The sequence below is a fragment of the Rossellomorea yichunensis genome (genome assembly GCF_032337515.1).
Lineage (GTDB): Bacteria > Bacillota > Bacilli > Bacillales > Bacillaceae_B > Rossellomorea > Rossellomorea yichunensis.
This window is the reverse complement of sequence record NZ_JAVYAD010000015.1, coordinates 1-21,060: the sequence shown is the minus strand read 5'-3', so window position 1 is coordinate 21,060 and position 21,060 is coordinate 1. Positions and strand designations below refer to the sequence as shown.

At 42.5% G+C, this 21,060-nt stretch carries 20 protein-coding genes, 1 tRNA gene and 1 riboswitch; of the genes, 3 read left to right on the top strand and 18 right to left on the bottom strand.

The features are described from left to right. Window positions 1–128: 128 nt before the first annotated feature. A riboswitch (purine riboswitch) is annotated at window positions 129–230 on the bottom strand. 40 nt (window positions 231–270) lie between these two features. The 10 genes from RSX31_RS22955 to groES form a co-directional block, all read right to left on the bottom strand. Next, on the bottom strand, window positions 271–2,481 hold the full coding sequence (locus RSX31_RS22955) for a transglutaminase TgpA family protein (protein WP_315636103.1): 2,211 nt from the start codon (window positions 2,479–2,481) through the stop codon (window positions 271–273). Then, window positions 2,478–3,695, bottom strand: a complete 1,218-nt coding sequence (locus RSX31_RS22950) for a DUF58 domain-containing protein (protein ID WP_315636102.1) — start codon at window positions 3,693–3,695, stop codon at window positions 2,478–2,480. Before RSX31_RS22950 ends, RSX31_RS22955 begins: the two co-directional genes overlap by 4 nt. A 1-nt stretch (window position 3,696) precedes the next feature. Then, entirely contained in the window at window positions 3,697–4,653 is a 957-nt protein-coding gene (locus RSX31_RS22945) for an AAA family ATPase (protein ID WP_315636101.1), read from the bottom strand. A gap of 224 nt (window positions 4,654–4,877) precedes the next feature. Further along, complete coding sequence (gene nadE / locus RSX31_RS22940) at window positions 4,878–5,705, bottom strand: ammonia-dependent NAD(+) synthetase (RefSeq protein WP_315636100.1); 828 nt, start codon at window positions 5,703–5,705, stop codon at window positions 4,878–4,880. 68 nt (window positions 5,706–5,773) lie between these two features. Then, window positions 5,774–7,243 carry a nicotinate phosphoribosyltransferase gene (locus RSX31_RS22935; protein WP_315636099.1) on the bottom strand — a complete coding sequence of 490 codons (1,470 nt, stop codon included), beginning with the start codon at window positions 7,241–7,243 and terminating at the stop codon, window positions 5,774–5,776. Window positions 7,244–7,413: 170 nt separating this feature from the next. Beyond that, window positions 7,414–8,307 carry a sporulation protein gene (locus RSX31_RS22930; protein WP_315636098.1) on the bottom strand — a complete coding sequence of 298 codons (894 nt, stop codon included), beginning with the start codon at window positions 8,305–8,307 and terminating at the stop codon, window positions 7,414–7,416. A gap of 837 nt (window positions 8,308–9,144) precedes the next feature. Continuing rightward, complete coding sequence (locus RSX31_RS22925; protein WP_315636097.1) at window positions 9,145–10,338, bottom strand: alanyl-tRNA editing protein; 1,194 nt, start codon at window positions 10,336–10,338, stop codon at window positions 9,145–9,147. Between the two features lie 64 nt (window positions 10,339–10,402). After that, the gene (locus RSX31_RS22920) at window positions 10,403–10,555 is read right to left on the bottom strand and encodes a hypothetical protein (RefSeq protein ID WP_187443459.1); all 153 of its coding nucleotides are present in this window, start codon (window positions 10,553–10,555) and stop codon (window positions 10,403–10,405) included. 198 nt (window positions 10,556–10,753) lie between these two features. Continuing rightward, window positions 10,754–12,388: a chaperonin GroEL gene (gene groL, locus RSX31_RS22915; RefSeq protein WP_034766062.1), complete on the bottom strand. Its 1,635-nt coding sequence runs from the start codon at window positions 12,386–12,388 to the stop codon at window positions 10,754–10,756. A 53-nt stretch (window positions 12,389–12,441) separates the two neighbouring features. Continuing rightward, entirely contained in the window at window positions 12,442–12,729 is a 288-nt protein-coding gene (gene groES, locus RSX31_RS22910; RefSeq protein WP_034766060.1) for a co-chaperone GroES, read from the bottom strand. 328 nt (window positions 12,730–13,057) lie between these two features. Here groES and RSX31_RS22905 point away from each other — a divergent pair, with 328 nt between their 5' ends. Together RSX31_RS22905 and RSX31_RS22900 are read left to right on the top strand one after the other, a co-directional pair. After that, entirely contained in the window at window positions 13,058–13,801 is a 744-nt protein-coding gene (locus tag RSX31_RS22905; RefSeq protein WP_148996621.1) for a CPBP family intramembrane glutamic endopeptidase, read from the top strand. Beyond that, entirely contained in the window at window positions 13,798–14,004 is a 207-nt protein-coding gene (locus RSX31_RS22900) for a YdiK family protein (RefSeq protein WP_044340660.1), read from the top strand. Before RSX31_RS22905 ends, RSX31_RS22900 begins: the two co-directional genes overlap by 4 nt. Before the next feature lie 15 nt (window positions 14,005–14,019). Here RSX31_RS22900 and tatC read toward each other — a convergent pair whose 3' ends face one another. The 3 genes from tatC to RSX31_RS22885 are packed head-to-tail and all read right to left on the bottom strand — an operon-like array spanning window position 14,020 to window position 15,711. Continuing rightward, entirely contained in the window at window positions 14,020–14,793 is a 774-nt protein-coding gene (gene tatC, locus RSX31_RS22895) for a twin-arginine translocase subunit TatC (RefSeq protein WP_148996622.1), read from the bottom strand. A 15-nt stretch (window positions 14,794–14,808) separates the two neighbouring features. Beyond that, complete coding sequence (locus RSX31_RS22890) at window positions 14,809–14,979, bottom strand: twin-arginine translocase TatA/TatE family subunit (RefSeq protein ID WP_044340658.1); 171 nt, start codon at window positions 14,977–14,979, stop codon at window positions 14,809–14,811. 54 nt (window positions 14,980–15,033) lie between these two features. After that, complete coding sequence (locus RSX31_RS22885) at window positions 15,034–15,711, bottom strand: redox-sensing transcriptional repressor Rex (RefSeq protein ID WP_148971339.1); 678 nt, start codon at window positions 15,709–15,711, stop codon at window positions 15,034–15,036. Between the two features lie 189 nt (window positions 15,712–15,900). On the opposite strand from RSX31_RS22885, the gene RSX31_RS22880 reads away from it, so the two are divergent. Then, window positions 15,901–17,847: an ABC-F family ATP-binding cassette domain-containing protein gene (locus tag RSX31_RS22880; protein ID WP_315636096.1), complete on the top strand. Its 1,947-nt coding sequence runs from the start codon at window positions 15,901–15,903 to the stop codon at window positions 17,845–17,847. Between the two features lie 350 nt (window positions 17,848–18,197). Here the strand turns inward: RSX31_RS22880 and tsaD are convergent, their stop codons facing one another. From tsaD to RSX31_RS22855, 5 genes are all read right to left on the bottom strand, one after another. Then, entirely contained in the window at window positions 18,198–19,214 is a 1,017-nt protein-coding gene (gene tsaD / locus RSX31_RS22875) for a tRNA (adenosine(37)-N6)-threonylcarbamoyltransferase complex transferase subunit TsaD (RefSeq protein ID WP_315636104.1), read from the bottom strand. After that, window positions 19,211–19,648 carry a ribosomal protein S18-alanine N-acetyltransferase gene (rimI, locus tag RSX31_RS22870; RefSeq protein ID WP_148996624.1) on the bottom strand — a complete coding sequence of 146 codons (438 nt, stop codon included), beginning with the start codon at window positions 19,646–19,648 and terminating at the stop codon, window positions 19,211–19,213. Before rimI ends, tsaD begins: the two co-directional genes overlap by 4 nt. Before the next feature lie 25 nt (window positions 19,649–19,673). After that, a complete protein-coding gene (tsaB, locus tag RSX31_RS22865) occupies window positions 19,674–20,369 on the bottom strand; it encodes a tRNA (adenosine(37)-N6)-threonylcarbamoyltransferase complex dimerization subunit type 1 TsaB (RefSeq protein ID WP_315636095.1) in 696 nt (231 codons plus the stop codon). Next, entirely contained in the window at window positions 20,366–20,821 is a 456-nt protein-coding gene (tsaE, locus tag RSX31_RS22860; RefSeq protein WP_315636094.1) for a tRNA (adenosine(37)-N6)-threonylcarbamoyltransferase complex ATPase subunit type 1 TsaE, read from the bottom strand. Before tsaE ends, tsaB begins: the two co-directional genes overlap by 4 nt. Window positions 20,822–20,988: 167 nt before the next feature. Beyond that, a tRNA-Asp gene (locus tag RSX31_RS22855) sits at window positions 20,989–21,059 on the bottom strand. Window position 21,060 lies beyond the last annotated feature (1 nt).

Below are 21,060 nucleotides of genomic sequence, written 5' to 3'. Positions count from 1 at the left end.
TTTTTATGGGTCAGGACGTACTCCATCCTTATAGTACTTGTTGTTGTTAGCATTCCTAAAAAAATAAAAAAAACCAGACTTCGCCTTAAAAAAAGGCAGAATTCTAGTTTTTTGCATACAGGGATGTCAAATTAGAACACTGCCTTCATAGTCCAGTCATTTAAGGTGACCGGGTAGATACTTTCGAACCGTATTATCGAGGATATACGAAGGATGCTAACGAACGTTATTATGAATTTGACATCATTTTATACCTTGTTTTCAAAAGGGTCAACCAGTTGTCCTTTTAATTAAATTTTCCCATAATTCCCTCATCTTCTGCCAATCTTCTTCCCCTTGCCTCTGACCATATAAAATACGTTCATAATTATTGGTCAGGCTCGTCATTTCATGGGTACCAAAGAATGAGTCAATATATCGCGAATAGCCCCTTAATGTTTGTCCGTCATCCATTTTCAGTCCATATCTTTCAAGCTGTTTAATTAAAGAAAGATAGGCTTCGGAAAACGCGCCATCTGATGATTTTCTTCGATAATAGAGTATCAGGACATACGGCATCCACCGTCTTCTTACGATGTACAAAGCAATTCCCATGATAAGCAAGAGCATGAATCCCATGACAAGCTTGCCCCAGTTTTCCACAAAGAATGTTTGAATATCATCCCAAAGCTTTGACAGAGAAAAACCACTTCCAGCCGCTTTTGAATCATCTTCTTCAGGTTGAATCGGCTGTTTCGGTGTTTCCTCTTTCTCAGGAACAGGAACTTCGTTGTTATCCGAATCAGGTACATCCAGGTCATATTGATACGATACGTTATTACTGAATCCAACAGTAGGCTCGAACGGCACCCATCCTACTTCCGGGAAGAATACCTCCACCCAGGAGTGAGCATTATTATTGGAAATTTCATAAAGCTTATACATCGTATCCACTTGTCTACTGTATTCCCCTTCTGTATATCCCTTTGCCCATCTTGCCGGGATTCCAAGTGCCCGGACTAACACGACCATGGAAGTGGAGAAGTTATCACAGTACCCTCTCTGGGTTTCAAATAGGAACTGATCGACGTAATCCTGCCCTTCCTCAGGCACCGGCACGTCAAATTGGTCGTACACGTAAGCTTCTTTCGAAAAATAGTTTTCGATCGCCCTGACTTTGTCATACCAATTATCTTCTTCCGATGTAATCTCAAAAGCCAGGTCCTTCACACGCTGGGGAGTCGTTTCCGGAAGTTGTGTATAGCGGTCAACAAAATCAGGAGTCTGCATGATTTCCTGATTTTCGTTCGCTGCTTTCATCTTCTTCTGAGAATAGGAAGGTGAGCGGTAGGAAAGTTCATACTCTTCTAGTTTAATGGTTTCGTCTTCCCCTTCATAACTTGTAACCTTTTCGTTTACGGGATCAAAGGAGAAATAGCCTTCTTCATTTCCGATTATTCTTTCTATCCCATACGGATAGACAACATGGGAATAGGTTCGTTCCACCATTACCTTCTCTGTTTCCACTTCCCGCTCTCCATCCGGTTCGTTGGTTGTGAAGGGAACCACTTCTTCTGAATCAAAAGTGGTGGCAGACTGCTGGTCATCAGGAATGGATTGCTCCCAGCCCTTGCCTGTATATAGATCTTTCGTTTCAATTCTCCAGTAGTGTTCTCTCGTTACTTCAGCATTAAAAATGACAGTAGGATCACCGACAAAGGGTCCCCCAAGCTGAGAATCATCTGCATCATAACCTACTTTGTTCACGCCACTGCCACCGGCTCCTTCCGCAAAGGATTGAATATAAGGCACCGGGTCCGGCCAGATGGGATCTGCCTTAGGGGCTGCAAAAGCAACAACTGAACTCACCCCAAGCATAACCGTAAGCGGTACAATCCAGCGGTGCCTGCTCATCTTGGATCCAAGAAGGTTCTCCCGTTGAACCAAACGTTCGAGAGCCAACAATCCCATTAACAGAAAGCCGAAAATGACGACCCGGATAATCGCCCGATCCCCTTCATAAATCGTGAACGTATCTATCAGACAAATATAGGTCACGGTCATCACATAAAAGAGGAGAATCGTTTTCCTGACCGATAACCAGTAATAAAGCAAATACGTCATCAGCCATAGTAAAACAAAGAACAATAAGCTTCTGTACTCGAACGAAAGACTTGGCCATTCACGCCCGACTGTCAAACCGATATTCAGCCACAGGTCTTTACCAAACTTCTCTAACCATGTAAAGGTGAAAAACGAACCTGAATAATACAATCCATGTAACGCAAACAAAATAAAGAATAGCTTAACTGTCGCTGTCAGGAAATAGTGAATCCTGAAATAAGACAGGACAAGTGATAAAGCAATAAATACCACAAAATACGTCAAACTCCCTGTATCCGTCACCACCTGAAGGGGCTTCAGCCATTCCCATAACAGCAAAAACCCAAACAAGTAAATCATAATCGTAAAGAATCGGTGTTTAGGTGTTTCATGACTCATGCTCGTTTCACCTCCATAAAGGCAGAAGAGAAGTCACCTTCAAAGCATACCTTCAGTCGAATACCACGGGACGAGGCGTAAGCTTTCAACGATTTCTCCTCGGCCGTATAGGCTTCCCCTATTCGCTTCACCAAAAAAATCACGACCGAACTGTTCCTCTTTGCATACTGATTCACACTCATGATCATCTTTTTTGAAACTGACGAAGTGACAAACAGCACAGCTGCGGATTGGGAGTAATTCAACCCTTCCCCCTGGAGTACTTTTCCTAAAGCGTAAGGGCTGTCCTGTCTGACTTTCGCCAGATGATAGAATAGCTGACTTTGATGTTCTTCACCGCCGCGAATCGGAAAAGATACATGATCTTCCCCAATCGAGACAAGTCCAACCTGCGCCCCTTTTTTCAAAATGGAACGTATCATCGAAGCGGACAATGTCACCATCGATTCAAAGGCAGGAGAGTCCTCCCGATCCAATACGATCAGCACATCGTGGGATTGACGTTCCTCAAACTCCTTCGTCATCAGCTCATTGGTTCTGGCAAAGGTCTTCCAATGGATCCACGAGAAACGATCCCCCGGTTGATAATCACGTATACCCGTTGCCATCGTCGTGTCCTTCTGAATCTTTACATTTGAAGTGGTCATCCCTTGATCATAGCGATTTTCCAGGGGCCTGTAGGGAACATCCACGAAAGCAGGATATACAAGAAGCTTATTGGTACAATCGATGGATGCTTCCTTTTCAAATATGCCGAAGAAATCGCCGGCACGGAGTCGGACAGCAGAGAAAACATGCTCTCCACGGGGCAATTCTTCTATGTAATACGTGAGCTTGATCCGTTTTCTGAACCCGGGGTGAATCATCGCTTTCGCCTTTTGAAAACCGGAATGGTGAAAAACGGAATCTGTTACCACATCCTCTAACACCATATAAAATAAAGGAAATGGAATCTTTCGTGAAAGGGTAATCGTCACCTTTAACTCATCCCCCGCTTTGTACTCACTTGATTCGAAACTCCTCTCTACATAAAACTCAGAAAGAGGATATAAGAATACAGAAGCAGCATAAAGGGCGAATGGCAGAAAGCTATAGAATAAAAACCAGCTCACAAATCCACCCTGGAACATCGCGTAAGAAAACGAGATCCCCACTAAAATGAGCAGCAGAAGAAACTTCCCCAATGGTTTAAGAAATTGAAGTTTCGTCTTCATCCTATCTCACAAGCCTTTGTACGGGAACCGGGATACGCGCCATCACTCTTTCCACTACTTCTTCCGGAGTGATACCTTCATATCTCGCTTCAGATTTCATGATGATCCTGTGAGAGAAAACAAAAGGTGCCAAGTATTGAACGTCATCGGGAACCACATAATCCCTGCCCCTTAAAAAGGCATAAGCCTGACATGCTTTCATCAACGCAATGGATCCACGTGGACTCGCTCCCAGGTAAACATTGGCATGAATCCTTGTACGATTCGCAATTTCCACAATGTACTTCTTGATCGTGTCATCGACCAATACATCCTTCACTTCCCCTTGAATATATCTCAATTCCTCCAAGGTCATTACAGACTCCAACTCATCGATCGGAGGGTTTTTCTGAGCGCGATGAAGAACCTCCATCTCTTCTTCCGGTTCAGGATACCCCATTTTCATTTTTAATAAGAAGCGGTCAAGCTGCGCTTCCGGTAGTGGGTAGGTCCCTTCATACTCAATCGGATTCTGGGTGGCCATAACGAAGAAAGGTTTATCAAGTTTCCTCGTCATTCCATCGATCGTCACGCTGCTCTCTTCCATGCCCTCAAGTAGTGCGGACTGGGTCTTAGGTGACGTACGGTTAATTTCATCCGCGAGAATGATGTTCCCCATGATAGGACCCGGCCTGAATGTGAATTCCATTTCCTTCGGGTTATAAATCGACACACCTATTACATCTGAAGGCAATAAATCCGGTGTGAACTGAATACGTTTAAAGCTCGCCCCCACCGACTTCGCCAGTGCACGAACCATCATCGTTTTCCCCACACCGGGAACGTCCTCAAGCAACACATGCCCGCCGGCCAAAAGTGAAACAACACTCAGTTCCGCTACCTTCCTCTTTCCAATCATGACTTTTTCTATATTATCAATGATACTTTGCAGCTTCGGGTTTATCATTTCATGTGACATCTTACCCCTCCTGGATACATCAATATCGTCCTTAACTATTATTACTTTCGTTTAAAAAGTCGAAAATCCTCTATAAAATGGCAAATTAATATAGAAATTTTAGGGATTTGGTAGGATATAAGTACTCGTGGGTCTGTCACAGTCCGTTTTTGTCGAATGATAAAATACGTAGACAAATGAAAAAGCCAACCCCGCACATGCTGAGAGTTGGCTTCATTCCATTCTTATTTCCAAAAATCATCAAACACCGTTACGGGCAGATGACGTTTATGTTGTGTTTTCAAGTAATGACCTTCGATCGCTTTCTTTGCCTCAAGAGGCACTTCTTTTCCTTCCAGATAATCGTCCAGCTGATCGTATGTGACGCCAAGGGCTTCTTCATCCGGAAGTTGCGGACGGTCTTCCTCAAGGTCTGCCGTTGGTTTCTTATTGTATAAGTGTTCAGGACAGCCAAGTTCCATTAAGAGCCTTTTCCCTTGCCGTTTATTCAGACGGAAAAGGGGAACGAGGTCCGCGGCTCCATCACCGTACTTCGTATAAAAGCCGGTAACCGCTTCAGCAGAATGATCGGTACCAAGGACAACACCATTCTTCATGGCAGCAATGGCGAATTGAACTTTCATCCGTTCTCGTGCCTTTTCGTTTCCTTTGACAAAGTCGGAAAGCTCGATTCCGTTTTTCTTCAGAGTTTCTACGCTGGCATCGACTGCCGGCTGGACATTAACCGTCAAAGAAACGGACGGGTTAATGAATTCCACTGCATCAATGGCGTCCTCGGCATCTCCCTGCTCACCGTAGGGCAGCCTCACTGCGTAAAAAGCATAATCCGATGAACTTGTTTCCTCGTTCATCTCGTTGATTGCCATCTGTGCAAGTTTTCCTAATAAAGTGGAATCCTGACCACCTGAAATGCCAAGGACCAAGCTTTTCAAAAATGAATGCTTTTTCAAGTACGATTTCATAAAATCAACACTGCGACGTATTTCTTCCTGCGGGTTGATTTCCGGGGACACCATCATTTCTTCTACAATTTGTTTTTGAAGGGAATCCATGTTTTCACACTCCATTTAGGTTTTATCATTATTTCGGATCTGATTAATTTACCCATCTTTTATCGGGATTACATCGTTTTGTTGAATTTCTCTTTTACCTCTTCCTTAACCTTTTGAATCAGATTCATTTTGTTCGTCCAACATTCTTCACTTAAATCCACGGGATATCCCTCTGGGTTCATGGAACGTTTATACTCGTCCCACAGCAGGTCGAGGTTTTCATTCACAAAGGACCTCATTGTTTCTAATGATGGAGATGCATAAACCAACTCCCCATCCTTAAAAATATCTTTGTGAAGTTCTCTCGCTTCAAAGTTGGTGATGAATTTACTGATATAGGTATGCACAGGGTGAAACATTTTCAGGCGGCTTTCATTTTGAGGATCTTCATGCTCCAAGGCAATATAATCCCCTTCTGATTTATGATTAACCGTATTGATGATTCGATAAACCTTTTTGAGTCCAGGAGTGGAAACTTTCTCGGCATTACTCGATATTTTAATCGTATCTTCCATTTCCCCCGATTCGTTTTCAATGGAAGCGAGTTTATATACTGCTCCTAAAGCTGGTTGATCATAGGCAGTTATTAACTTCGTCCCCACACCCCACACATCAATCCGGGCTCCTTGGGCTTTTAAATTCAGAATCGTATATTCATCCAGATCATTTGACGCAATGATCTTTGTTTCTGTAAACCCTGCTTCATCAAGCATTTTACGGGCTTTCTTGGATAAGTAAGCCATATCACCGCTGTCTAAACGAATACCCTTGAAATTAATCCGGTCCCCAAGTTCTTTTGCTACCTGGATGGCCGTGGGTACACCCGATTTCAATGTGTCGTAGGTATCCACTAGAAACACACAGTCCTTATGGCTCTCAGCATATTTATGGAACGCCTGATAATCATCCTGATATGCCTGAACCATTGAATGGGCATGGGTACCTGATACCGGCATCCCAAATAACTTACCCGCCCGGACATTACTTGTCGCATCAAAGCCGCCAATATAAGCCGCACGCGTCCCCCAAATGGCTGCATCCAGCTCATGGGCCCGTCTCGTCCCAAACTCCATCACAACTTCATCCTGGACCACTTGCTTAATTCGATTCGCCTTCGTCGCAATCAGGGTTTGATAGTTCACGATATTTAAGATTGCCGTCTCCAGTATCTGAGCTTGAGCCAAGGGAGCCTCGACACGGATAAGAGGAACATTGCCGAAGGCAATCTCCCCTTCCTGCATCGACCGTATCGTCCCCGTAAATCGAAGGTCCGCTAAGTACTGAAGGAACTTCTCTTCATAACCCAATTCTCTTAAATACTCAATATCACTCTCAGAGAAATGAAACTTTTTCACATAATCAATGATCCGTTCAAGCCCGGCAAACACCGCATATCCATTCCCAAAAGGCAGATTTCGAAAGAACACTTCAAAAACAGCCTTTCGATTATGGAAATCATCATCCCAATACGCCTTCGTCATATTAATCTGATACATATCTGTATGTAAAGCTAAACTATCATCCGCATAGTGCGTCATGTATTTCTCTCCTTTAAGCTGTTGCCATTTGTCGAACATGTTATGTCTTTTCTATTTTAACCAATTTTGGGTGGGATATCGAATGTTTAGGGTTGAAAAGAACGGACATGGGGTGCATGTCCGTTCTTTTATATACATGAGATTTGATTTAAACAAACGTTTGATTAAATTCAATCGCCTCGTAATTCTACTGGTTCTTCTGCATTTTGTAGAAGGTCGAATATTTTTGATGCTATCTCCTCTTCCATTTCGAGCTCCTCATTTGTAAAGCGTATTTTGTGAATGACTTCGTCCATCCCTCTCTCCCTTAGAGCTTCTCTCTCAAAATAACCACCAATATTTTTTCTTATAAAGTATTGCAATTCGACATAAAGGTCCAGTCCTTCAGGATGAATGTCATAAATAATCTCAATCTCTTTAAACTTTTCCTTAAACTCATCAGGGGGGAAAAACTCCAGCTCATGTACAAGTGGAACCGAACGCTTTGATAACATGGGGTATAGCGGATGATTGAGTACACGTTTATCAATGACGAATCTCCCACTAAAACCAGAATAATAACTGACCTCTTCCCGATTGGTCTTCAGTAATCCTAATCGGCCGGTTAATACTTTGTTTACTTTCGTCACAATCGGATGAGGATTCACTTGAATAAAATCAAGATCACGGGGATCCAATTTATAAGCAATGTCTACATCTGTTTGAATCCAGCACTGGCGCTTTCCAATATTATGAGGGACGTACAGGGGAACGGTCATTGAAAAGGGCACGGTCACCTCACCCGCATCTCTTTGTTCATCGGTTAACCTCATTTCCACCGAGTGTAAAGGCAGGTTGCTGATATGATTATCCATCGCCATAAACTGTTGCATAAGGGAAACCTTGATGCGTTCAACCTCTTGCAACCCTTTTTTACTTCTCAGTTCAACCTCTCCCACCAACTCTTCACCTGGTGTAATCTCATCCTTAGGCAAAATGGTATCAACCAATATCGACCCTATGGTTCTCGTGATTTTCTTTTTGAATTTAGCTTTATTTAAGGCTTTTTTGTGTTTGTTCAGCATTCATGGTCTCCCCCTTTATTTTTAGGTATATAGCATGAAAAAACACAATGAGTAAAATCTTCCAAATTACCTAAATACGATTTATATGTAGACAAGCTTGATATGAATTACAACTTACTCGTGGGATATTAGATTGATTTCGACATTATAGCTTTCGGATGCTTCAAAAAAGCAGGCAATGTTATTTGCAATAGAGCCGACATTAAATATAGCACTGAGCCATATGAAATATTCTTATTAAAATCATTTGCATTTCCGATAATGATAAACATTGGACCAACAGTTATGCAGATAAAGACTACAATATGAAAGGCCACGCTAAACCTATTTTCGAAAGTCTTTGAAAAGGTTTGAAAAATTTTCTCCTCTAAGAGAGTTGTAATGATAAAGCCCGCTACCCAAATCCCTAATAAGAATTTCCTTCTTGCCAAAAGTATTTAATAAGCGGCTGGGCAAACAAAAAGGAAAGACAAAAACCAAACAATAGCTTTGAATAGAAAAATACCTCACTTTAAGTTCCACTAGTCTCCAAGAAACCACCATAATGATGACTAATATGCTAGACACAACACTGTTCATTATGATTGTGGAGTATACCATTGTGGTAAAGCACTAAATAAGAATGTAACAATCATTATAGAAAGACTAAAGACCTCCAGATGTTCATTATCACAGAACTAATGACCTAGTTATTATAAAAGGTTATTTCCCTTATCTAAAGGAAAATAACCTTTTAATTCCAACTTTATTAATTTTTTTAATTATTCATAAATTAAATTGCAAGTTATTTCATTGATTAGTTTTCATGTCTTTTTCACCCAATGAAACGGTCATCAACTATAGCTGATTCACCAACGTCTCAAGAAGCTCTTCCCTACTCATAACAGCTTCTCCCCCACCTTGAACGAACGATTCCTTCCCCCCGCCTTTCCCGTTGATCATCGGAAAGACCTTTTGGGCGACCTCTCTTAAGTTGACGCTCGGTGAAGAGCCTTTTGCCGCTACAAGCTGAAGCTTTTGTTCATTCTGAACAACCAATAACACAATTGCTTCTTCACTCTTAGCGACGATATGCTGTGCGATTTTTTGAAGCTCTTGGATGGAGCGATCCGAGTAAGCTTTTTTGATTAATGTATAGCCTTCCTGTGGAGTTCCCTCCCCAAGTAATCCTTCTGCTTCATACGTTAAGAGAACCTCTTTCAACCCTTCCAATGCCCTCTCTTGCTCTTTTTGCTTGGCGAGCATTCTCTCTACGGTCGGTACCATGTTTTCTTCCGGAGCCTGCAGCGCACCGGTGAGCTCTCTCAGTAGTCCATGCTTACGGTGTAATTGATTCAACACCCGGTCTCCGCATACAAACTGCAATCGGATATGGCCTTTATGCTTCTCCCAATCAAGGATCTTGATTGCCCCGACTTCACTAGTGGAACGTGGATGGGTACCTCCGCAACCGTTGTAGTCGAAGTCCGGGATGATAACCAGTCTGATCTCGTCGGTGACGGAGGGATGCTTTCGCAGTGGATAGTCCGGAAGTTCCGCTTCCGTTATCCATTTCGTCTCGATCGGCCTGCTCTCCCGAATGATCCGGTTGGCGAGTGCTTCTGCTTGTAGAGCGTCTGACTCCTTGATGTCACTTACGTCTAAGTCGATGGTCAAGAACTCTGTCCCGAGGTGAAAGCTGATCGTCTCATACCCTAATGTCTCGGCAAATGCGGCAGACAGGATATGCTGACCGGCATGCTGCTGCATATGATCAAAGCGGCGCTCCCAATCAACCCGTCCCTCAAAGACCCCTGAGATATCCTCGAACGGCGCTTCTATGTAATGACGGATCTCTCCGTTCACTTCTTCAACATTGGTAATCCGCTTGTCCTTTAATATTCCTGTATCATGGGGCTGGCCACCGCCTGTTGGATAGAAAGCTGTTTCTTCTAATAGGACGTACCAGCCTGAATCATCATGCTGTTGATCCTGCATGGATGTTTGAAAGAATTTCATATAGGCGTCTTGATAGTATTGTTTGACTGTCATCGGTAACCCTCTTTCTGAACTATTCTATCCATACTTTATCATAAGAGGGATGGTTAGAACCATTTCAGTCCCTTTGGTTCTTCTCAACTGAAATCGGTACCGTACCTACTTGTTCCCAGGGGATTTCCCAGCGTCTTTCGAATTCTTCCTTTGCCCTCTCGTCTTCTTCTATGATCCGTTCTACCAGTGTTCTTAGTTTCATGGTTGAGTAATTCACGTTATCACCTGCTTACATTTATTAGAAAATAGAAGTCACATGGAGCATACGTAAATAATCCCAGTTTGGATGTCTTTTTATCATACTTTTTACCTATCTGGTGAGTTTTTAAACGCTTCAACTCTCTCAGAACACAAAAAAAGTAGTCATTCCATAAGGAATGACTACTTTTATACTCCAGGAATCGGGGATGATGGATTACATCATGCCGCCCATTCCACCCATGCCGCCCATACCGGACATATCCGGCATGCCGCCGCCTTCTTCAGGAATGTCCGCTACCACTGCTTCAGTAGTCAGGAACATTGCTGCTACAGACGCTGCATTTTGAAGTGCAGAACGAGTTACTTTAGTTGGATCTACGATACCTTTTTCGATCATGTTGACCCACTCACCAGTAGCTGCGTTGAAACCGACACCTACTTCTTCCTTCTTCAGACGTTCTACGATGATAGAACCTTCGAGTCCAGCGTTGTGAGCGATTTGACGGATCGGCTCTTCAAGCGCACGCAGCACGATGTTGATACCAGTTGCAACATCTGCATCCGCTTCGATAGATGCTACTTTGTTGTATACGTTCACAAGGGCAGTACCACCACCGGAAACGATACCTTCTTCCACTGCAGCACGAGTAGAGTTCAATGCGTCTTCGATACGAAGTTTACGCTCTTTAAGCTCAGTTTCTGTTGCAGCTCCGACTTTCACGACTGCTACTCCACCTGCAAGCTTAGCAAGACGCTCTTGTAATTTTTCCTTGTCGAATTCTGAAGTGGATTCTTCTAATTGAGCACGGATTTGGTTTACGCGAGCTGCGATTTTTTCCGGATCTCCAGAGCCTTCTACGACAGTCGTGTTTTCTTTCGTAACAACTACTTTCGCAGCGCGGCCAAGTTGAGTGATGTTAGCAGATTTAAGGTCTAAGCCTAGATCTTCTGTGATCACTTCTCCACCAGTAAGTACCGCTAAGTCTTCAAGCATTGCTTTACGACGGTCACCGAAGCCAGGAGCTTTAACAGCAACAGCGTTGAATGTACCGCGAAGTTTGTTCACAACAAGCGTTGCAAGAGCTTCACCTTCAACATCTTCTGCAACCATTAATAGTGGTTTACCTTGTTGTACGACTTGCTCAAGAACAGGAAGTACTTCCTGGATGTTGCCGATTTTCTTGTCAGTGATTAAGATGTATGGATTTTCAAGAACAGCTTCCATTTTATCAGAATCAGTGACCATGTATGGAGATGCATATCCACGGTCGAACTGCATTCCTTCTACTACATCAAGTTCAGTAGTGAAACCTTTAGATTCTTCGATTGTGATAACGCCGTCGTTACCAACGCGCTCCATTGCTTCTGCAATCAGTTGACCCACTTCTTCGTCAGCAGCTGAGATTGCCGCAACCTGAGCGATTGAATCTTTACCTTCGATAGGCTTAGAAATCACTTTTAATTCTTCGATAGCCGCTTGAACCGCTTTTTCGATACCTTTACGAACGCCAACAGGGTTAGCGCCGGCTGTTACGTTTTTAAGACCTTCACGGATCATCGCTTGAGCAAGGACCGTTGCAGTCGTTGTACCGTCACCTGCGATTTCATTTGTTTTGCTTGCTACTTCGGCAACCAGTTTTGCACCCATGTTTTCGAATGCATCTTCCAGTTCAATTTCTTTCGCAATCGTTACACCATCATTTGTAATAAGTGGTGAACCGAATTTTTTCTCAAGTACCACGTTACGTCCTTTTGGTCCAAGAGTTACTTTTACTGCATTTGCTAATTGATCTACACCGCGAAGCATGGAACGGCGTGCTTCTTCGCTGAATTTAATATCTTTAGCCATTGATAAAGTCCTCCTCTTATTTAAATAAAGTATTTTTCATATACGAAGTTTGATTATTCGCCAACTACAGCCAGAATATCGCTATCACGAAGGATCAGGTATTCTGTGCCTTGGTATTTCACTTCTGTACCAGCGTATTTAGAGAAAATGATTCGATCGCCGACAGCTACCTCAAGAGCAACGCGCTCACCGTTGTCAAGAATGCGACCAGTACCTACAGCCATCACTTTACCTTCTTGTGGCTTTTCCTTTGCGGAATCCGGTAGCACAATACCGCTTGCTGTTTTTTCTTCTGACTCAACTAGCTCGATAACGACGCGATCACCTAGTGGTTTTAACAAGTGAAACAACCTCCTTGAAATTATGTAAATGATATTTATTAGCACTCGCTTGTTGTGAGTGCTAACACAACTATTATATTAATTAATTCGTTTTCATTTTGCAAGAGTCCTGCTTGAATTTTTTTTCGTCATATTTCTCTTTTTTTCACACCCTCCTATACTATGCCTCACTATATGGCTTTATTACTTAAGCCGGTTGAAGTGTGACAATTCTTACAAAACCCTTAGATTTGAACAGTTCCTATTTTCTTAGTAGAATTGTACAAGAGTGAGTTCAAGATGAAATGAGGTTGTTCCTCATCTAACAGGTGCTAAAGGAGATCATACGTTGAAAAAACATTTCGGATATATCTTAATTACCTATATTGTCATGCAGCTTTCAAGTATTATAGGCATCCCCTTATTATTAAAGATTGGTGTAGATGTGCTTGGTCAACCCGAAGAAACAGTTAAGAATGTTGTACCGGGATATTGGCTCGTGATCAGCTTTACGTTAACCCTGCTCGTTGTGTGGGGCATTCTAAGGAAGAGTGAAACAAGCACCGGACTTGAACGCACCGCTCCCATGAATGCAGGGGGGTCCATTGTATGGGCTGTAGTCGGGATCTTTATGGCGTTCATTGCTCAATCCGTCGCCATACAAGTCGAGTATGCGCTGGGAATTGAAATGGGATCTGAAAACACTCAGATGATTATCAGCATTATTGAAAAGGTACCGCTATCGATGATGGTAGCTGCGATCATTGGCCCTATATTAGAAGAGATTGTATTCAGAAAGATTATCTTCGGTGTCCTTTATGAAAAGATGAATTTCTTTTTCGCCGCGTTAATCAGCTCTATTATATTCGCTCTCGCGCACTTTGAGCCTGAGCATGTGATCTTGTACTCGGCTATGGGCTTTACGTTTGCGTTTCTTTATGTCAAGACGAAGCGGATCCTTGTTCCAATATTTGCCCATGTTGCCATGAATACAACGGTCGTTCTAATGCAATCTATCTATAAGGATGAAATTGAAAAAATGATCAACGAAGCTGAACAAATACAAGGATTTATTGGAGGATTATTTCTATGAGGAGATCACCATTATTCTCAGGCGTGATCTATCTCCTTCTCGGTGTGCTCTTCACATACTTTGCTGTGCAAAATGTACAGGATGATGGTTGGGGATTTTTCACTTATATGCTCGTCTTTCTGGCAACCCTTGATTTTGGTTCCGGGTTGCGTATGGTGATGCTGCATTTCAAAATCAAAAAGAAAATAGAGAATAAAAAATAAGGATTGATCATTTGATCAATCCTTATTTATATCCTCGAACTGTTCCATTTCAAGCTTTTGTTCTGCTTCTAAAACCTTTTTATATCCGATCTTAGAGATCCAAATACTGATTTCATAAAGAAGAAGCAAAGGGACGGTTACCATTAAATGCGAGACGATGTCCGGCGGTGTGATGAAAGCGGCTATGACTAACAATATGAAGTACGCCACTTTTCTCATTTGTGCCAGAAGCATCGGGGTAATAATCCCCAGGCGTGTCAGAAACAGCATAATAACCGGCAGTTGAAATAGAAACCCAAATGGAATGGTTATTTGAAAAAGGAAATGAAAATATTCATTAATTCCAATCACTTGTTGGATATTCAGATTGGTTGATAAACCCATCATGAATTTCACAACATATGGAAACAAAATAAAATATGAAAATGACAATCCACCTAAGAAAAGAATGACAGAGATCGGGATGTAACTAAGCGTTACCTTCCTCTCTTTCTCATATAAGCCTGGACTTACGAACGACCATACTTGAAATAGAATGATGGGTGATGTCATGATGATCGCAATAAACATGATCATTTCCATATAGATTTTGAGAGGGTCTGTAATCCGAAAGGCGTTCATCGTCAATTCTTTCGCTTCATCCGCGTGCTGCAAATATCGAATCAGCGGCTCCGCAAGAAAAAAGCTTACGATTACCGCTAACAAGAAGAAAACGACTACAAACATGAGTCGTTTTTGCAATTCTCCTATATGTTCATAGACTGTCATGTCTCTTTGACTTTGACTCATGGCGTTCATCCTACCCTACTTAGCTTTTTTACTATTATCGTCCTCATCATCTGCTAAGCCCTTTGTTGCATTTTTAAATTCGCGTAATGTATTACCAGCTGCTTTCCCTAACTCAGGCAATTTCTTTGGTCCAAAGATCAGTAAAGCAACAACTGTTATCAGTACGATACTACCTGCACCTAACATAATGAGACACCTCCTCTTTTACCATTCTATCATAACGTATATAAGGATCATTTTCTATTCGGATATGATTCCATCTTGTGACATTTCCGTGTCATCCTCTGAATAATGCTTTAAGAAGTATACCAGTGATTGAAGCTCGACTGCCAGATCAATATGATGCACGCGAATATGGTCCGGCACCGTTAATCTCGCAGGAGTGAAATTCAGGATCCCCTTAATATTAGAAGAAACCAATCGGTCTGTGATATTTTGAGCAGAAGAAGCCGGAACCGTCAGAATGGCCACTTCAATATCATGCCCCTCAAGACCCTCTTCTAAATCATCTAAATGAAAAACGGGTACATCGCTGATTTGTGTCCCAACCTTCTTTTCATCTACTTCAAAAGCCATTTCAATCTTAGTATTATTATTTTTTATGAAATTATAATGAAGAAACGCTGTACCGAGATTCCCTACACCTATCAGCACAACTTTCGTAATGGCATCTTGATCTAATGTCTTACGAAAAAAGGATAGCAGGTAATTGACATTATATCCATAACCCTTTTTACCTAACGCTCCAAAATAAGAAAAATCTCTGCGTATCGTGGCAGAATCAACCTTCACCGCTTCACTCAATTCTTTCGATGAAACCCTCTGCTTTCCCGACGAGTACAGATTCTTGATAAAGCGATAATATAGCGGAAGGCGCTTAGCCGTTGCCTGTGGAATTTTCGTTGTATCCTGGTTCATATTGTATTCCCCCACATCTATTCAAAACCTCTGATACCGCTTCCAAAATAGAAAGCATACAGAATTTAAAACTCTACTACCCATCATACACTATATTTTATCCTAAGTGTACGAAGATTAATAGTCGATTTATTGCCGTCCCCCTCCCAAATACGGTACACTAGCACTATGAAATAGAGGTGAAACGTCATGATTCTACTACAAGTGAATCAACTAACGAAAAACTTTGGTGCCGATAATATCCTATCAAATATTAAGCTTGAAATACAGACAAGAGATCGGGTGGCTCTCGTCGGACGCAATGGAGCGGGAAAGTCGACTCTTTTAAAAATAATTGCAGGTCATCTCTCCTATGATTCCGGAGACATCACGAAACCAAAAGGGGTTTCCATCGGATACCTGGCTCAGAATACCGGTTTGGAGTCTGATCTATCCATTTGGTCGGAAATGCTGACCGTCTTCGAGGAATTGCAGAGACAGGAAAAGCAATTAAGAACATTGGAGCAGCAGATGGCCGATCCTTCGGTGTATGAACAAGAAGAACTCTCTCAACGCGTATTAAAAGAATACGATGAGCTTCAAGTCAGGTTCAAGGATTCCGGTGGATACCAATATGAAGCGGATATTCGCTCTGTCCTTCACGGTTTGAATTTCGCAGATTTCGATTACGATACAAAGATATCCACATTGAGCGGCGGCCAGAAAACCCGTCTCGCTCTTGGGAAACTTCTTTTAACCAAACCTGACATTCTCATTCTTGATGAGCCGACCAACCATCTTGATATTGGGACTTTATCGTGGCTTGAGACGTACCTTCAAAGCTATGAAGGAGCCGTCCTGATCGTTTCCCATGACCGCTACTTCCTGGATAGCGTCGTCAATCAAGTGTATGAGATTTCCCGGAATCGAAGCAAGAAATACCACGGTAACTACAGTAAATACCTTGAACAGAAAGCAGAAGACTACGAAAAGGATCTCAAGATGTTCGAGCGCCAGCAACAGGAGGTCGCGAAACTCGAAGACTTCATTCAACGGAATATCGCCCGTGCTTCGACGACCAAGATGGCACAAAGCCGCAGAAAAAAGCTGGAACGAATGGACAAGATGGATAGACCCTTGGGTGATGAGAAATCTGCCAACTTTGCTTTTCAAATTGATCGTCCAAGTGGAAATGATGTTCTTCACGTTCAAGATCTTACCATCGGATATGGGCAAGACGAACAGATTTCATCTCACATCGACTTCTCTGTTAAAAAGGGAGACAGTATCGCTCTTGTAGGTCCAAACGGAATCGGGAAATCGACCCTTTTGAAAACATTGGTCAATAAACTGCAACCTCTGGAAGGAGCATTTAAATTCGGATCAAATGTTTCGATTAGCTATTATGATCAAGAACAAGCCGAACTATCTTCCAATAAGACCGTCTTAAATGAACTGTGGGACGAATACCCAATGAAAATGGAAAAAGAAATCCGCACTGTACTTGGAAACTTCTTATTCTCAGGGGAAGATGTCTTAAAGCCTGTTTCCACACTGAGTGGTGGAGAGAAGGCACGTCTGGCACTTTCCAAGCTCATGATGGAAAAAGGGAATGTCTTGATCCTGGATGAACCGACGAATCATCTGGATCTGGACAGTAAAGAAGTGCTGGAGAATGCCTTGATTGACTACCCTGGGACGATTCTCTTTGTCTCACACGACCGTTATTTCATCAATCGAATTGCTACAAAGGTTGTAGAACTGTCCAAAAAGGGGTCGACAGAATACCTTGGCGATTACGATTATTACGTAGAGAAATTACAACAGCAGGAAGAATTGGCTGCACTTGAGCGGATTGAACAAGGAGAACAAGTGTCATCACAGGTTACCACTCAAAAACAGTCCCACAAGATTGATAAAGAGGCGAAAAAGCTTGAACGTCAACGAAAACGCAGAGTAGAAGAAATTGAAGGTCTCATGGAAGCTCTTGAAGAAGACATTCAATTAAAAGAGGATCTTCTCTGTGACCCTGATATTTTTCAAGATCATGAAAAAGTTCAGAACATCAATGACTCCCTCACAAAAGCAAAAGAAGAGCTTGATTCTCTATTGGAAGAATGGACAGAACTTGAGGAGATTCTTCAAGAAGAACAATAATCCACAGGATTGGGGATAACTATCGAACCCCAATCCTTTCTTATTCCACATCATTATCCACAATTCAAATCCCGTTTATCCGTTATTAACAGAGGTTTTCCACATAATCCACAATTACAATGTAAGTTATCCACAGAAACTTCCAAATAATAGGGCATTCACACTAGAGCTTTTTCACATAGTGTACACATCAATTATGTAGTTACTAACATTTTATCCACAGTCTGTTGATAAAACGTATGTTCGTTCTTTTCTCCTCTCATTCACTCACAAGATATCAACAAAACCCGAGAACAATAACTGTACCCAATAAAAAAAGCTTAAACGAAGTTTCGTTTAAGCTTTCCCTTTTAGAAATTTTCGATATCAAGTCCAGGATGAGCATTCATATCCATGCTTCCTCTTTTTCCTTGTTCAAATAAAACCGTTCCAGCAGCTGCGATCATAGCTGCATTGTCCGTACAAAGAGATAACGGAGGGATGATCAGCTCCGCTTCCACCTCTTCAAACACTTCTTGAAGGGCAGCACGCAAGCCTTTATTCGCTGCCACTCCACCAGCCAGTAATACTTGTTCCACTCCATATCCCTTTACAGCTTTAACGGTTTTGGTCACTAACACATCAATCACACTGGCCTGAAAGCTCGCTGCCAAATCCTGTGGATGAATGTTTACTCCTTTTTGCTTCGCATTATGCAGCGTGTTAATAACCGCCGACTTCAATCCACTGAAGCTAAAATCATAGGAACCCTCTTCAAGCCATGCACGGGGCAAATCAAGATTGGGTTCCCCTTCATGAGCCAACCGATCGATATGGGGTCCCCCGGGATACGGAAGACTCAAGGTCCTGGCCACTTTATCATAAGCTTCCCCCGCTGCATCGTCCCGGGTCTCCCCGATCACTTGAAACGAACCGTGCTCTTTCATGAACACAAGCTCTGTATGGCCTCCGGAAACAACTAATGAAAGCAGGGGAAACCTCATTTCTTTCACTAATCGATTGGCATAAATATGTCCTGCAATGTGATGAACACCTACCAAAGGTTTGTTATGAGCAAAAGCGAGTGCCTTGGCAGCATTGACACCAATCAGAAGGGCTCCCACTAAACCGGGTCCTTCCGTCACGGCTACACAATCAATTTCGTCCATCGTCATATCAGCTTGTTCAAGTGCTTCCTCCAGCACGAACGTAACCTGCTCCACATGATGACGTGAAGCAATTTCAGGGACGACCCCACCGAACCGCTTATGACTTTCAATCTGAGACGAAACAATATTCGCCACAATCTCTGTTCCATTTTTCACAATTGCCACAGCCGTTTCATCACAGCTTGTCTCGATTCCCAATACAAACGTATCCTTTATCATAAATTCACCCACATTACTAAAGCATCCTCTTGATTATCCGAATAATACCGCTTACGGATTCCTCCATCTTGAAACCCGAGCTTCCGATATAAATGTTGTGCCGGTGTATTTGATACCCTGACTTCAAGGGTCATCACACGTGCTCCAAATTCAATGGCAATGCCCATGATCTTGCGCATGAGGCCTTCTCCCAAACCCCGCCCCCGATAAGCCGGGAGCACAGCCACATTTGTGATATGCGCCTCATCCACTACAAGCCACACCCCGCAGTATCCTGCAAGTTTGTCTTCATCCTCGGCAACGAGATACGTAGACAGGTGGTTATGTTCGATCTCATTCAAGAAAGCGTCCCGGCTCCAAGGAATGCTAAAAGATTGATTTTCTATTTCCATTACAGCATCTAAATCATCAACCGTCATAAATCGTATATCCATATTCTAACGATCCTTTATCTTCTATTCAGATTTTTTTTTGAGATTCCAGCCATTTCACTTCTGCTTCAGCCATCCGTATATAATTAGGTAGCACTTCATGCGCCGACTTCTCTTCCAGACCACTACCAATAAAAGCAAGTTCAGAGGGACGTGGATTATGACTGACAAAGGGTGTGATTTTTGCTTGATCTCCCAGGACTTCCTTAATCATGCTCTCGTGCAGGGCAACATCATTTCCGACAAAGAGTATATCTTTATTAAAACCTTTTAACTTCGTCACCCATTCTTCCAGCAGGATGTTGCAATCATCTTCAACACAATTTAATTGATCTCCCTGAAACTCATATAGTCCAGTGTACACCTGTCCCCTTCTTGCATCGAACAAAGGAACGATATACCCTGAAAAATATCGACCCGATGAAGCCAGTGTAGCAAGACTTGATACTGGTATGAGAGGGATGCCCAGAGACCATGCAAGGGTCTTTGCCAAGGTGACCCCTATCCTGACACCTGTATAGGAACCAGGACCATTTGCAACGACGACCTTCGTTAAGTCTTTCGCCTCAATCCCGCAATCCTTCAACAATTGTTCGATAGCCGGCATTGCTCTTACTGAATGATTCTTCTTAATATAGGTAATGTACTCCCCAATTACCTTGTTTTCCTCGATAAGCGCAACGCCTAACGGATAATTGGAAGTATCAATCGATAAAATCGTCATGACACAATCTCCTTACACAATTCACTATATCGTTCACCAAAGGGCTTCAACACGATTCTTCTCGTGGAATCGCCTTCCCGGTAAATCGATAGACTTAATAATTCTTCCGGAAGTTGATCTTGAATTAAGTGAGCCCACTCAACGACAGTCACACCTTCCCCTTCAAAGTATTCATCGAATCCCAAATCTTCAAAGGAATCATCCAACCTGTATACATCCATATGATAAAGAGGCAAACGGCCCTTATATTCTTTAATGATGGTAAAGGTGGGACTATTAACTGTCTTCGTGACACCAAGGCCCTTGGCAAGACCTTTGGTAAATGTCGTCTTTCCCGCCCCAAGATCACCTTCTAACGTTAACACAGCTCCAGGCTTCAAATGAGCTGCCAATTTCTCTGCAAACTGGCCTGTTTCCTCTGGGCTGGTCGTTATGATCTCAAACTGATTCATGTTAATCTCCTCAATTGTCATTTAGAGTATAAAAAACCCTTAGGATCGTTTTTTACCCTAAGGGAGAATGTATATATGTAGTTTACCCTTTTTCGGGTATGAGAGTAAAGGTTATGGTTACAGACAATAAAAAAAACGAAACAAAGTTTCGTTTGAATGAACAAAAATGGCGGTCCGGACGGGACTCGAACCCGCGACCTCCTGCGTGACAGGCAGGCATTCTAACCAACTGAACTACC